17 protein-coding genes are annotated in these 13339 nt (G+C 31.5%); 3 read left to right on the top strand and 14 right to left on the bottom strand.

Annotation, left to right across the window (positions count from 1 at the left end; genetic code table 11):
• Positions 1-3: 3 nt before the first annotated feature.
• The 14 genes from E9099_RS10375 to E9099_RS10310 form a co-directional block, all read right to left on the bottom strand.
• On the bottom strand, positions 4-516 hold the full coding sequence (locus tag E9099_RS10375; protein WP_136583554.1) for an endonuclease V: 513 nt from the start codon (positions 514-516) through the stop codon (positions 4-6).
• Positions 517-536: 20 nt separating this feature from the next.
• Positions 537-1331, bottom strand: coding sequence for an alpha-ketoglutarate-dependent dioxygenase AlkB (locus E9099_RS10370; RefSeq protein ID WP_136583553.1), 795 nt, complete (start codon positions 1329-1331; stop codon positions 537-539).
• Between the two features lie 17 nt (positions 1332-1348).
• Positions 1349-2566: a hypothetical protein gene (locus E9099_RS10365; RefSeq protein ID WP_240788880.1), complete on the bottom strand. Its 1218-nt coding sequence runs from the start codon at positions 2564-2566 to the stop codon at positions 1349-1351.
• A 2-nt stretch (positions 2567-2568) separates the two neighbouring features.
• On the bottom strand, positions 2569-3027 hold the full coding sequence (locus E9099_RS10360) for a hypothetical protein (RefSeq protein ID WP_136583551.1): 459 nt from the start codon (positions 3025-3027) through the stop codon (positions 2569-2571).
• An 85-nt stretch (positions 3028-3112) separates the two neighbouring features.
• A complete protein-coding gene (locus E9099_RS10355) occupies positions 3113-3541 on the bottom strand; it encodes a hypothetical protein (RefSeq protein WP_136583550.1) in 429 nt (142 codons plus the stop codon).
• Between the two features lie 107 nt (positions 3542-3648).
• The gene (locus E9099_RS10350; protein WP_136583549.1) at positions 3649-4305 is read right to left on the bottom strand and encodes a suppressor of fused domain protein; all 657 of its coding nucleotides are present in this window, start codon (positions 4303-4305) and stop codon (positions 3649-3651) included.
• A gap of 41 nt (positions 4306-4346) precedes the next feature.
• A complete protein-coding gene (locus tag E9099_RS10345; protein WP_136583548.1) occupies positions 4347-4952 on the bottom strand; it encodes an SMI1/KNR4 family protein in 606 nt (201 codons plus the stop codon).
• 12 nt (positions 4953-4964) lie between these two features.
• Positions 4965-5384: a hypothetical protein gene (locus tag E9099_RS10340; protein WP_136583547.1), complete on the bottom strand. Its 420-nt coding sequence runs from the start codon at positions 5382-5384 to the stop codon at positions 4965-4967.
• Between the two features lie 20 nt (positions 5385-5404).
• Positions 5405-6163 carry a DUF2314 domain-containing protein gene (locus tag E9099_RS10335; RefSeq protein ID WP_136583546.1) on the bottom strand — a complete coding sequence of 253 codons (759 nt, stop codon included), beginning with the start codon at positions 6161-6163 and terminating at the stop codon, positions 5405-5407.
• A 25-nt stretch (positions 6164-6188) separates the two neighbouring features.
• Positions 6189-6716: a hypothetical protein gene (locus E9099_RS10330; RefSeq protein WP_136583545.1), complete on the bottom strand. Its 528-nt coding sequence runs from the start codon at positions 6714-6716 to the stop codon at positions 6189-6191.
• A 16-nt stretch (positions 6717-6732) separates the two neighbouring features.
• Positions 6733-7440, bottom strand: coding sequence for a DUF1963 domain-containing protein (locus E9099_RS10325; protein WP_136583544.1), 708 nt, complete (start codon positions 7438-7440; stop codon positions 6733-6735).
• A gap of 285 nt (positions 7441-7725) precedes the next feature.
• Complete coding sequence (locus E9099_RS10320; protein WP_136583543.1) at positions 7726-8883, bottom strand: DUF4831 family protein; 1158 nt, start codon at positions 8881-8883, stop codon at positions 7726-7728.
• 73 nt (positions 8884-8956) lie between these two features.
• Complete coding sequence (locus E9099_RS10315; protein ID WP_136583542.1) at positions 8957-9598, bottom strand: hypothetical protein; 642 nt, start codon at positions 9596-9598, stop codon at positions 8957-8959.
• Between the two features lie 201 nt (positions 9599-9799).
• Entirely contained in the window at positions 9800-10705 is a 906-nt protein-coding gene (locus tag E9099_RS10310) for a DUF6892 domain-containing protein (protein WP_136583541.1), read from the bottom strand.
• A gap of 182 nt (positions 10706-10887) precedes the next feature.
• Between E9099_RS10310 and E9099_RS10305 the strand changes: the two genes are divergently transcribed.
• From E9099_RS10305 to E9099_RS10295, 3 genes are read left to right on the top strand one after another with little or no spacing between them, the layout of a single operon-like run.
• A complete protein-coding gene (locus E9099_RS10305) occupies positions 10888-11238 on the top strand; it encodes a hypothetical protein (RefSeq protein ID WP_136583540.1) in 351 nt (116 codons plus the stop codon).
• Between the two features lie 2 nt (positions 11239-11240).
• A complete protein-coding gene (locus E9099_RS10300) occupies positions 11241-12104 on the top strand; it encodes a hypothetical protein (protein WP_136583539.1) in 864 nt (287 codons plus the stop codon).
• On the top strand, positions 12105-13232 hold the full coding sequence (locus E9099_RS10295; RefSeq protein WP_136583538.1) for an adenylosuccinate synthetase: 1128 nt from the start codon (positions 12105-12107) through the stop codon (positions 13230-13232). It begins immediately after the preceding gene.
• The last annotated feature ends 107 nt before the right edge of the window (positions 13233-13339 follow it).

The following is a 13339-nucleotide window of genomic DNA, read 5'->3' as shown; positions in this document are numbered from 1 at the left end:
TAATTAATTCTTAGTATTTTCTTTGGTCTTAGTATCTACAATTTGCAGTAATGTTGGCATTCGGTATTTACCGTGCATACGTTCTATGGCATTACAAACCTCATCCTTATCCGTACCAATAGCCGTTACATACAATGGTTTTTTGCTTTCACCTCGAAAGACCTCTTTAAATACAGAAGTTTTAGACACAAACTCAGATTTAGCAATACCAACAACCGGAATTTTATGGCCTAAAGCTTTGTATAGATAACCACCTAAGCCTAAGTGTTTTTCTTCTAAAATAACGTAACCATCAACGATAATTAAGTCTATTTCTTCTAGATTCACTTGTTTAAGTAGACTTAAAATACATGGCAATTCTCTTTTGTAAAAAGAACCAGGTTCATATTCGGCAACACCTTCTATAATATCTGTGTAAATTTGTATTGGTTCGTCATCTTCCCAATCATTAAAGCTTACCGCAATGGTTTTAGCTTTTCCGTCGTAATAATAATAAGTATCAAAAGCAAGTTTCATAATTCTTATTTTTTTTGTAATTACTGTTCTGCCTTTAAAGGCAACATTAAATCAGCTTTACTAAGTGTATATTTTAAAGGCGGATAAGTGAAATTTAAACTTCTATTTTCTTCACCTCTCAATTTGTAAAATTCTTTTTCTTGTGCTTCATTGGCTAATTCCATTAATGTTCCATCTTCAAAATAAGGAATATCATTATTGAAGTTCACTAAAGTTTTAGACGTTCTAAATGTGATGCCCAACCATTTATTATCAGCTAATTTTAAGGCGTTTCTATCAGGATGTTCTAGAATTATTTTATGTGAATATTTAGCATTAGTTTCAACAGAAAATAAAACTAAAGAATTATGAGTTAGGCCAATATCAAACTCTTCTTCGGTAGATTTATCTTTAATTCTAAGAATACGAGTGATTGTATCTGTTAACTTTTCTGGGTGTTTATAACACGAAAACAAACCAATATAAGTATCTGGCTCTAGATCTAAATTTTGATCTGAATGATAGCCCATTTTTGTATAATTCTCGTCATACATTTCAATAAGTCCACAGTTAAAAGCTGTTTTTGGTTGCTTTTCCGCTGTTAAAATATGATCAAGATAATTTAAAATATCAAGATGATTTACAGTAAAATAATGCGCAGGAATAGTAAACTGTGTTGTTGTTCTTACAATCGGAATACCATCATTAATAGACTTCGTAATAGTATTACCAGCACGACCTTTGCCAAGAGTTTCAAAAGTAATTTCTTCGGATAAATCTTTAAAAAGCGTACTTTCTAAAGGAAGTGTTGTTTTATAAAATGGCTGATTACTCATAAGATTATACTTTCAAATTAATAGATTGGTTTTTTATAATCTCCAGTATTCATACTAAAGTGCACTTTACCATAATCTACACGTTTTACGGTCTTGTTTTCTTGGTAATAAGACGTTCTTAAATCTTCTAGGTTTTCGGTAACCATTGGTTCTAATTTAATCAGTTCACCTTCATTTTCAATATAGGTTTGATCGTTTGTGTAAACAGCTTCTAGATTAGAACAACGAATGACATAGCCCATTCTAATCGGAATTAAATCGATATCTAAAACAGATGGTCTTATCTCGTGCGTGTATAACCTGTTGGTAGACAACGGAATTAAAAACACAGAATTTGGGTACAAAGTCACCGAGAATTCTTCAACTAAAGTAGCATCGTTTACAGAGGATTTTAATTTAAAAAGCAATCTGCTTAATCCGCTAGATTTACCATAAATTCTATCGAACTTATTAGTTTTAGAAGGGCTCAACTTATCCAAATTAGTATTATCATAAAAAGTACAAAAGGCAATTAAACCTTCCTTTGGCATATCTTTAGTTTTGTCAGAATGCGCTTTAATCTTGGCTTTTACATCTTTTGGATGGTCTTTATCTTTCTTTTTATTCTGGTAAATCTGAGCTAATACATGGTTTAATTCGGTGTCTTTTTCAAAATCAAATTTTACTGCTGCGTTAATTTTATTAACTATATGCGTATCTGTTGGTCTAAAATTATCTGTTGGTCCTGTTAAGTTGGTAGAACATCTTAATAATTTAAAATGAAGTTGTTCTTCGTTTTTAGTCGATTTTTCTTTTGTGATTTCACTTAGATAAATGCCCTTTCTTAAGGCTACAGATTGTTTGGTAGACTCGGTTAAATTTTGAAATTGATGTTCTTTTTCTATTTTTGAAAAGTAATTATCGCCTTCAAAAAACTGACGATAAAATACACCTGCATTGTATACATTTATTGGAACTTGACCTTCACTTATCACTTTTAAGTTTGGCGTTGTAAGGTCTTCGTAATTAGAAGAAAATTCTTTGATAATGAAAACATCTTCAGATTTAGCGTCTAACAAACTTATATCTCCCAGTGCAAAAATTTGGATTGATTTTTCGGTAGTGGTAATATCAGAATAACGCTTTACCACAACACCATTAAAATGAGTTAACACGTATTGTAATGCTTCTGAAACAGCTTCGGAAGTACTTAAATCAATTAAAATATTTTTAGTTTTAGAAAGTGCGTTTTCCATGTTTATCCTTTTTCAGTTTGATGTTCGTAATAACTCAATGCTTCAACTCTAACAAAATCGGTATAATTTCTATTCTCAGAAATCGCTTTTAATAAATCGATATATTTTTTACGTTTCTGTTCTTTTAAACCATTGATAAACCGATTCAATAAAAGGGTAGCCGTAGTAGTTCCGTTTTCTGTATTGAATTTTAGCAACTCAGCATTATAAATCTTGTAGTCTGGCTTGTCTACATGTTCTATAAAATGGATGAAAGAAAAGTTTTCTTCTAACTCTGGATCTTGACGTTTTAGAAAATCAAAAAGCACCTGAATCAATTGTTGCTTTTGAGAACTTGTAAACGTTTCCACATCAGTTAATTCGTCGCCAATAGCATCAAAAAACTCACTCATTTCATAAGCTTCCATATCATCATTGACATCGAAGTTTTGAATTTTTATGATGGCATTTTCTAAATCCATATTGTTATTATTCTATTAGAATTATTACTATTTATTTATGAAAAACTCACCTAAGCGTCCACTTAAACGTCTTATCTAAATACGTTTATTCTTTCGTTTCGTAAAAGCTAAAATTGTTCAAATCAATTTCGTAGTTTAAAGCTTTCACATCATTTACAGCCGGTTGATTAATACTGACTGTGTTGTTTTTCTCATGCCATTTAAAAGTTGTAATTCGAGCATAAAATTTTAAAGGAATATAGAATAATGCCTTCGGATTGTTTTTCTGCAATTTTGATGGAAACGTCCCTTCTTCCTTTAAATTTGGATACACTTTTGTATCAAAAAGGAAAATTTTGCAATAAGCATTATCATCAACATTTGCAGATTCCATATATAGCACTAAACTACCATCTAAAGACTGAGAAACATGACTTTCATCTACTTTAAAATTTTCTCGATTGGTATAATGAATAATAGAATACGTTATTAAAACAACAAGAAATATGGTAAGCGAGATTACTATTTTTTTCATATCCAATATGGATTGCCCCTTTTTAAAAGTTTTCACTTTGTACCAACGGTATTACTAAATCCATTTAATACGGTTTAAATAGGTTATATCTATTTTTTAACTTGAAATTATTCTCTATCTAAATCTGTTATTAATAACGGGTTTTCTTTTTTCAACTCATTAATTAACTTTTCAACTTCCGTTGTACTTGGGGCATCCTTTAATCTTTTTAGTTCATCTGCTGTAATACCTACCAATTGTAAAAACGTAACTTCCCCATGTGGTGTTTGTACTTTTCCTAACTCTGGATCAACTGCAAAAACAAAACCGACAAGTTTAGTATCAGTATTTAATTTAATAGGTCCGTTTGCTGGAATAAAATGATTCTCTTCAAACCAATTTCCACTTTTATACATATACCGCGCTAAATTATTCATGACCTGAATAATCCATGTCGGTTCGTCTTTATTGTTTACACTTGTTTTAAGCCTGAAAGTAAATTCTAAACCCCATTTACTAAATTCGCCACCTGCTTTATCTTCATTATAATACAACTCTGACATTCCATAACTAACCACATGTTTATGAGACTCTTGTGCCTTAGAGTTATAAATACTAGCACCATCTATTGGATCTTCTCCTCCTGCACTATAATGAATACCACATAAAGGACCATAATGTTTAGGCTCAGAATCTCCATAAATTTTCTCTAAGGCTTCATCTATTGATTTCCATCCAACAGCATCATCTTCTGTAAATTTATTTTTGTAAGTCTCTTTATCCATATTAATTTTAATTAAATTTAGTTTACCATTTAAAGATAGTACTAATCTAAATTATCTTCACGTATAAAATTGAATTCGTAATCTATTAACATTTGCAAATAGTCGTCAAAACTATCTGCAATGACTTCAAACTCATTTGGGTCATGAAGAAATCTCACTACTTGACCTATTTTTCCTTTTTCAGAAGGACTATAATCTATGTAAAGTTGAGACGTTCCGCCGTTATTTGTACAATCTGAAAAATGAAGCCAATTAAGGTCCTTTGCATGTTTTAATATTTTTTCATCTATGTCTACTACATCATATTCTCCATATAAATAATCTTGAAAATTATATGGTGCATCACCTTGATTTTTTAAAATTTGCTGAGACGATAATAAGTAATATCGACATTTAGATAAATCAGAACCCAATAAGGTGAAAGCAATATCTTCGTCGCCATAAGTTCTCCAATACGTGCCATCTACATACTGTAATAAATCAATTAATGCCTTAGGAATAGAAGAACAATCGGCTTTAAGTTGATCTAAATCTTCTTGAGATGCACCGTGTTTTATGTTTTCAAAATGATCCCAGATGTCTTTGGCTTTAGCATTGTAATAGGCTTTTTTAAGTCCTGAAATGTATGTCTCTGCTATCGTATTCATTTCATCTTTTTTTTAGTTTTCGACTTGCTTATTTTCAGTTATAAACACTAAAGCATCAGAATTCATTACATGATTATATGTCCCATCTTTCAGTTCTTGCTTATTGATATCAAAATCTAACGATTTCATACTATAAACTTTAATATGCCCTCCGTTTCCTTCCTTTACCCAGTCTTGAAAACTTCTTTTCATTGTATTTTGGTTATCCCAAACATAAAGTTTACCTAAGGATTTTTCGATAATTCCAAATTCATTATAATGTGCTACGTCGGAATCCCCTGTATTAACAGAACGAAAAACAAGGTCTCCATCAATAATTTTTTTATCAAAAATTAAATCCAGACTTGCATCTTCCTGATGCTTAAAAAACAACCAAGAAAGTGCAATAATGGATAAAACCCCTATAAAAATGGATGTGAATTTTGTTTTCATTTTAAAAATGGTAAGTTACATTATTGTAAAACAGGTATAAGGTGTGACCAATTTAAAGCTATAGCAAAATCTAAAGCTGTTTTCCCTGTATTGGTTTTAGCATTTTTATCTGCACCTAGTTCTAATAAAATATCGACAGCGGTTTTGTTTCCCGCAATAGTTTCGCTATGTAATCTGGTTACTCCATTTTCATCTGCAGCTTTTACAACATCTAAATTCCCGGTAAAGTAATCCCTAGCTGGCTCTTCCATAGCTTTGCTCATTGGGTGCTCAATAAGGTTTTCTTCATTTTCTTCCTGCTGATAAGCCACTAGAATATTATTAGGGTCTCCAAAATCTAATCCCCAAGCATTATCGTGTTGCTTTCTTGCTTCCTCTGTCATACCCGAGCGTAGTACTTGAATAGTATATCCGCCGTAAGTTTTACGGTCTATAGATAACATCCAATCTGATATTTCTGATAGTTTTCTGGTAATAGTATCGCCTTCCGCAACATTAGTTAATTTATTTGGTGAGTTTTTTAAAACGCCTGTAATTAATTCTCCATCAAAATCAATGTCGCTAATCCACATATGCTCTACCAATGGCGTTTCTCGGCCTTCAACGACCTGCTGAAAAGGAATTTTCACTAAAGCTAAATCGTGTGCAGGAACAACTCTTTTACTTTCCCAATATACTTCACGCCAGAAGTAATTAAATGTTGCCTGTGCTTTAACATAGGCCTCTTCCATCTTTTTGTTTTGCTCTGCATAAAAAACAGTTTTATTTTCTTCTTTCATAACTTGATTTAAATGTTTTTTTAATTTATTTTATTTGAAAAAAAGTGCCAGAATCAGTCATTCCTATTGGGGATTTTGTGCGTTCTGTCCATTCTTCGTTATTTAAGATTGCATTGGGTTGCATTTTGATTTTAATCTCTAAACTTTTTCTACCTACCAATACTATTTTATCTTCTATATTGGATTTTGTTGTATTGAAAACGTCTAAATAGTTTTCATTAAAATGCATAAGCATAATTTGTGTTTTATTACCGATTTTATAAATATCTAACACCTTAAAATAAGCACCAGAAGTAATTATATGAAATCCATATTTTGCAACATCAGGATTTATTTCGCCTAAATTTGATGCTGCATTTGAAGCAATGGCAAACCTAACATTTTTACTTAAACCTTCTGCACGGTTAGACACGTCTGCAAACCCTCTTTCTTGTATAATTTGGTCTATTTTATAGGCAGAAATTAAATGTTCTGTAAGTTCGCAATCTCTATAATACATGGTTAATCCTGAAAACGTACTTTGATAAGCTTGTTCTATTTTTTCATTTTTCATTTCACAATTTATGTTATTAATAAAAATCGTAATAAACGCTCCATTGGTTAGTGTCACTATTTTTAGCAAACATTAAACTACCATTATCTATCACGTTAAAATTTGCCTTCTCATCTGATGAAATCTGAAAAACAAACTCAAAGCCTTCTCCAAACCCATCAGAATTACCAATTCCTGATTGACAAAACGAGGGATAACCACCTATTTTATGGTCATATATATGTTCGGTGATATCAAAATAATCTTCAATAATGCCTTCATTTTCGAACCTTAAAACTTCTGCTTCATCTTCCATAGATAAACCACCACCATCCCATAAGGGAAAATCATTTTCGTCTAATTCTGCCTGTAGCGGAAATGCTTTTAAAAATGAATTAGGGTTTTCTAATTTTTTAATTTTGATAGTATCTAAATTTTCATATTCTCTTATCACCCAATTCTCTCCCATTGGTTCAAAACAGTCTGGTAAGTCTGCCGAAATAAAAACAGTTATTAGTTTTGTGTTGCTAATACGTGGGTGAACATAAGGCAAATTAGGAAGATAAAATTGCGCCAAAGGAAACATTAAATCTCCGTTTTTATCTTTCGGAATCTCTTCGTCTTCATTATAAGCAAAAACACGCCCTATCCAACTTTCCTCAATCGTATTTTTGGGTCTAAAACCACCTGCACTAAATTTGGTAACAGGTTTAACTATTTTATTTTTAAGGTCTTCTACTGTCATTTTTTCGTTTTTTTACCCGAACATACCATCTTCATTATAAAATACCTCAATTAAATCTTTTGACTAAAACTTAATCTGTATTGCAAAACGATAATCACCAGACTGGTCTTTAGGCCATTCAAAATATACAAACACCTCTGGTTAAACTCCCTGCTTACATAAGTCTATAAATTATTTTGAATAGTTTTCATTTTCTACTGTTATAGAGGCTAACATAATAGGTTTTAAAATAGACGTCTTTTTTATGTATCGCTTTTTAGTAATTTTATAATTTAGAAGAATTACTTAAAGTTCTTTTTCTAATTCTTGAAGTTTTAAGATTAGTAAATCAATATTTTCTATTTTATTTTCATATTCACGTCTAAGCATTTTTTGTGATGCTTCTACAGTTTCATTGGCGTCAAAATGTTCTGCTGTATTATGAAGTTTAAAAAGTTTATCATTTTTAAATTGCAAACTATTTTCTCCTTTTGATTTGAATAATAGAACAGATGAATTTGCTTGACTTTTTAAATCTTTTACAGCAATTATTTTAACAGTTCCTAATTGAGCTATTGCTAACGAATCCTTTACAAGCGTCTGTTTATTTAATGAAACTGTTACCTTTCCTGAAGCAGGGCTTCGGTAAACAATACCTTCTGAAGACTTTTGATTAATTAATTCTGAGAATGACGCTGTTTCTGGTTTTTGAACTTCTATCGTTATAACATCACTCAAAACCTCTTTATCTTTAAAAAGATGTTTAGGAGCAATAGTATGGCTGATTTTATCTCCCTTAAGCTTAGACCAATTTCCAGGATTAGAATAAAGTTGAGCTGGATCAATAATCACCGTATATTTTATTTTAGATTTTTTAATATATGGTTTAAAATCTTTACTGGTCCGAGTTGATTGGTCTTTGTACAAATTCAGTAAGTTTAATGTGAATTCAGCCTCATCTTTAGTTTTAATTTTCGAAATATTATTCTTTATTTCTAACACAGAATTATAAGCTCCTACTTCAATATTAGAGTCCGTTAAAAAGGCTAATTGCAACTTATTAACAGCCTCTATCTTTCCAGAAGAAATAGTGACGCTATCTTTAATAATAACATCCTTTGCTTTGTCTCCAATATTTACGAAAGCATCATCCGATAATTGCTTCCCTTTAATAAAAAATGTTTGAGACTTATCCGCTACTAAAAGCTTGGTTATTTTAATAGGATCCTCTATAGTTACCTGAGTCTCTTTTAATTCTAATGGTTGATCTTGACCATTTTTTTGTACTCTTGGTTCATTTACAGTGTACACAATCTCTAATTTTAAAAGATTTTTAGATAAATGATACTTAATCTCATCTCCTAATAAAATAGAATCTTCACTATAAAGTGCTGTGTAGCTTTTTTGACTGCAAGATGAAAGCATTACGAGTAATAGGATAAAATAAGGCTGAAGTGTTTTCAATGTGAATACGTTTTATTAAAAATTATAATTGATTAATTGCTTATTGTAAAATTTACAATTAGGAGATTTCTGTCTAATTAAAAATAAGAGCTGTTTTATTTGTAATACTATATTTTGCAGCTTCTATAAGCGTAACACAAACTAATATTTCAATCCAAAAAGGCCCCTCATTCTCAATAATTGTATTTAATTCTGATAAATTTGTAATGGTATCATTTTCGTCTAATTTGATACCTAAATACGTTGTCACATCTTTCAATTCTTTTAAAAGATTATAAGACGATCCTATCATTGCTCCAGGAACAGGTGCTTCATCAGTACTAAAAAGCACTTCTGGCAACTCTACAGGAAGATAGAAACCTTCAGAATCAGAATGCGTTAATAAATGGCTAGACATATAAGAATAATGATCCTCCAAAATAGCATCTTCTGTTGGATCTTCTTCAGCAGAAAAAGGCGAAGGCGACCAAGCATCATTATCTTCGTTTTCCCAAGTATGGGCTAAAAAACGTCTTAAATGATGTAAAAAACTATAAGAAAAACCACCAACATGTAAAGGTGCTTTTTCTAGAACATCAGGCTCTTGATGCAGCTCTAAATTATTAGAAGCCAATATCACATTTATATTTTCAAAAATATTTTTATAGGCTTGATATCCTTCTGGTTCGTTCTCTATAAAGTCTACTAAAATTCCACTTGAAATTGTTAATCCCATAATATTATTGTTATTGTTACATGACAAAATTAGGATTAATGTAGGCCCTCCCTATCACTGAAATCAGTGATATCAATAAATACTGAAATAGCTTTTAAGTTTTAAGCATAAAAAAAAGCACACAGTAATTAGCGTACTTTTTATAATTTTAAATGTTCTTTTTAAGTATCAATAATTATTTACAGATATAAGCTTAAGTGATTATAGCCATTCTGCATTTATACCCATTGCTAAAAATTCGTTATAAACATGCTCTTTGGCATAACATAGTGTTACTTTTTTTAAATTAGGAAACTGTTTAGCATCAGCACTAAGTTCAATATCCCAATCGGATTCACTACCACCAGAAAAAGGTGCCAAATTCATATAAATATCGTTCCCTCCATCTTGATAGATTTCTGTAATTTCCGAAGCGAATCTTTTAGGTATTGGTAAATCTTTAAAATATTGTACAACCTCAGCAATAGGCTCATAGCCTTCTTCATCAATATCTATTTTACGGTCTTTGTACCACTTTGCAAATTCGTAGATATCAAATTTAGGTTGCAATAATTCCTTCACATACATTAACTCCTCAATAATAGACAGTTTAAATCCTAAATCTGTAAACGTGATTTGCTCTTCATCAAGTTGTTTTATAGTGTACTTATCTTCCGCAATACCTGCCGAACGTTGATATGGTTCGTAATTACTTATTTCAATAGCACTAATAATAGTATCATTAACATCAAACCAGGCACTAATATTATGTTGTACCAACGCTCCACAATCATCACCTTCAAACAGCTCTACCCGCTCCGACTTATGGCTTTTATAATAACTAGTAATCTCTTCATCATTAAAATAAAACGTTCCGGAGAATTTTTGTTTTGGACTAAAATCGTAAGCATCTGGTTCGAATTCTAAAGTTAGGGAATCTATAAATTCTCCATTTTCAGAATACCCTAAAATCCCTAAATCATCCCACGTAAAAATAGAATTATTTTTCGCTTTAAATGTTCTAAAATTATTATCTAAACTAGATATTAAAGTATGTATCGAAACGGGAAATGTAATAGAAATTGAATTAATTAAAAACCCCGTTGAAGATAAGTGTATTGTTGTCATAAATCCTTTTTAAGAACACCAAAGATAATCACTTAACAAGTAAATTAAGTCTTCTTTTTCGGAGATATTAGGACATCTAAAAATAGTTGTTAAGTTACTTTTTTAAATAAAAAGTAAAATCACCCTTTTCAGGGATTAAAAAAGCAAGTTGTAATGGTTAACTTTGTTGTAAACTTTTTTTTATGGAAGACAATGTTAAAAGTGCTGCTTTTTTAGATTCATTAAAGCGTAATAACGAAAAAATAAGAGACGATCGTGCCAATGCCATTGCAGAGGATGCACAATTAATGTACAAGCGCGAAACAGAAGATTTAGCGTTGTCATTAAGACGTCTAAAACGCGAGCAAGAAAACATGTTAGACATGAGTCCGACAGACGCAAACAGTTTAGTTTTAGCCTCAGATTTTGATGCAAAAAATTATGTAATCAAAGACTTAGAAATGTCTGTTAAAATTAGAAACTTAGAAATTAAATTAGAATTAGCCAAAAAACGTTACTCGCATTTATTTGGCGCAATCATAAACGACATATAATTATGGGAGGAGGAAGATTTAGTAACGACGCTTATAAACGATTACGCAAAACTAAAAATTACAGTAACAAATCTAGAGAAGAAATATTTACATCTAGACAAATAGACCCAGAAATGGATCCTGTAAAAGCAGTTGTAAGAGAATCTAGAGATTCTGAAGAACATCCTGAAACTGTATCTATTATTGTAGCATTAGATGTTACTGGAAGTATGGGTTTTGTGCCAGAACATATTGTAAAAGAAGCCCTACCAGACCTTATTGGTTCTTTAATGGAAGCTGGGATTGAAGATCCACAAGTCTTATTTTTAGGTATTGGAGATTTTATTTATGACAGCGCACCTTTACAAGTTGGACAATTTGAGTCTTCTGCCGAATTGTTAGACCGTTGGTTAACACGCGTCTATTTAGAAAGTGGCGGGGGCGGAAACAATCAAGAAGGTTATAACTTGGCACATTTGTTTGCTGCACGTCATACCGCTATTGATTGTTGGGAAAAAAGACAACAAAAAGGCTTTTTATTCACCATTGGTGATGAGCCTGTTTTTCCTACGATTCCAGCAGAAATCATTAAACGATATACCTGTGCTGATGAAGCAGAAACCATTACTTCAGAAGCGATAATAAAAGAAGCTCAAGAAAAATATAATGTGTTTCATTTACATTTAGAGCATAATGATTATGCCAAGCAAGACAGAAGAAAAGGTAATTGGAAGGCACTTTTAGGTGATAATTTTATAGAAATTCCTGATTTTAAAACCGTAGCAAAACGCATTGCAGATGTAGTCATTCAAAATCACAAACCATATAACGCTACAACAAACACCAATACGTCTTCTGATAATACAGAAGTAGAAAACATGTTATAAATGCCAAAGTGCAGTATAGTTATAGACTTAGGATTTGGAGATGCTGGAAAAGGGTTGACTACCGACTTTCTGGCATCTCAACATCCTGAAAAAAGTGTAGTGATTCGATTTTCTGGTGGTCATCAAATTGGGCACACAGTAAGTACAGATAAACTAACACATACCTTTAGTAATTTTGGTTCCGGAACATTATTGGGAGTTCCAACGTATTACTCGGAACATACGACCCTATTTCCGCCTGCTATTTTAGACGAAGGTGATTTCTTAAAAACCTATCAGCCTAAATTATATTTTCATCCCTTAGCGATGATTACTACATTTTATGATATTGCTTTTAATAGAGCGATAGAAAAACAACAAAATCACGGCTCCTGTGGTTTAGGTTTTGGAACAACCATTGCTAGAAATAAAGATGAAGTTTATTTGTACGCAAACGACTTACAGTTTGAATGGGTTTTAAAACAGCGTTTACAAAGTATCAAGACCTATTACGAAACAAAGCTAAAAAGTCAGCCAAAATCGGTACAGGAGTATTATCAAAATGAACTAAAGGAGTATAACGAAAACTATTTTACCGACAGTTGTTTAGATATTAAAAAGTTTTATAGTGTAACATCACTTTCAGAATTAGCGACAACATTTGAGCATTTTATTTTTGAGGGCAGCCAGGGAATTTTACTAGATACCCAACATGGATTTTATCCACACACTACTTGGAGCTACACCTCTTCTAAAAATGCTATTCAACTTATAAAAACACATTTAAGCAATGCAACACAAGTTGATATCTTTTACGTTACGCGTTGTTATCAAACTAGACATGGAAACGGTCCAATGTCTGATACACTTGCAGTAACGTTACAAAACAACGAGAATGAAGCCAATATAACTAATGAATTTCAAGGTGAATTTAGAGCCAAATCATTAGACCCAAAATTGCTTAATTATGCTTTAAGTTGTGACGCTATTCATCATCAGGATTTAAAAATCTCTAAAAATTTAGTTATTACCTGTCTTGATCAACACCCTTATTTTTCTCTCTCAGACTTACTTAAAAGCATAATGCCTAGCTTCAAATCCACTTATGCCAGCTATGGTCCCATGCGTCAATTTATAAAGAAAACTTGATGTAAGCAAAAGCCAGTTATTGTTATTTATTTGCTAAAAAATATCTTGTAATAAATAAAATCATCGTTTTCGGGGATAGTCCGACCGATATAGCCAAGTACCTTAGC

Source organism: Psychroserpens sp. NJDZ02, assembly GCF_004843725.1.
Lineage (GTDB): Bacteria > Bacteroidota > Bacteroidia > Flavobacteriales > Flavobacteriaceae > Olleya.
The sequence above is the reverse complement of the archived record's forward strand: the minus strand, read 5'-3'. Positions and strand labels throughout refer to the sequence as shown.

Excerpts from the sequence above, each read along its gene's own strand:
- E9099_RS10370 (WP_136583553.1), bottom strand. The coding sequence starts at position 1,331 with ATGAGTAATCAGCCATTTTATAAAACAACACTTCCTTTAGAAAGTACG.
- E9099_RS10325 (WP_136583544.1), bottom strand. The coding sequence starts at position 7,440 with ATGACAGTAGAAGACCTTAAAAATAAAATAGTTAAACCTGTTACCAAA.
- E9099_RS10350 (WP_136583549.1), bottom strand. The coding sequence starts at position 4,305 with ATGGATAAAGAGACTTACAAAAATAAATTTACAGAAGATGATGCTGTT.
- E9099_RS10360 (WP_136583551.1), bottom strand. The coding sequence starts at position 3,027 with ATGGATTTAGAAAATGCCATCATAAAAATTCAAAACTTCGATGTCAAT.
- E9099_RS10305 (WP_136583540.1), top strand. The coding sequence starts at position 10,888 with ATGGAAGACAATGTTAAAAGTGCTGCTTTTTTAGATTCATTAAAGCGT.
- E9099_RS10310 (WP_136583541.1), bottom strand. The coding sequence starts at position 10,705 with ATGACAACAATACACTTATCTTCAACGGGGTTTTTAATTAATTCAATT.
- E9099_RS10315 (WP_136583542.1), bottom strand. The coding sequence starts at position 9,598 with ATGGGATTAACAATTTCAAGTGGAATTTTAGTAGACTTTATAGAGAAC.
- E9099_RS10355 (WP_136583550.1), bottom strand. The coding sequence starts at position 3,541 with ATGAAAAAAATAGTAATCTCGCTTACCATATTTCTTGTTGTTTTAATA.
- E9099_RS10330 (WP_136583545.1), bottom strand. The coding sequence starts at position 6,716 with ATGAAAAATGAAAAAATAGAACAAGCTTATCAAAGTACGTTTTCAGGA.
- E9099_RS10345 (WP_136583548.1), bottom strand. The coding sequence starts at position 4,952 with ATGAATACGATAGCAGAGACATACATTTCAGGACTTAAAAAAGCCTAT.
- E9099_RS10300 (WP_136583539.1), top strand. The coding sequence starts at position 11,241 with ATGGGAGGAGGAAGATTTAGTAACGACGCTTATAAACGATTACGCAAA.
- E9099_RS10295 (WP_136583538.1), top strand. The coding sequence starts at position 12,105 with ATGCCAAAGTGCAGTATAGTTATAGACTTAGGATTTGGAGATGCTGGA.
- E9099_RS10335 (WP_136583546.1), bottom strand. The coding sequence starts at position 6,163 with ATGAAAGAAGAAAATAAAACTGTTTTTTATGCAGAGCAAAACAAAAAG.
- E9099_RS10365 (WP_240788880.1), bottom strand. The coding sequence starts at position 2,566 with ATGGAAAACGCACTTTCTAAAACTAAAAATATTTTAATTGATTTAAGT.
- E9099_RS10340 (WP_136583547.1), bottom strand. The coding sequence starts at position 5,384 with ATGAAAACAAAATTCACATCCATTTTTATAGGGGTTTTATCCATTATT.
- E9099_RS10375 (WP_136583554.1), bottom strand. The coding sequence starts at position 516 with ATGAAACTTGCTTTTGATACTTATTATTATTACGACGGAAAAGCTAAA.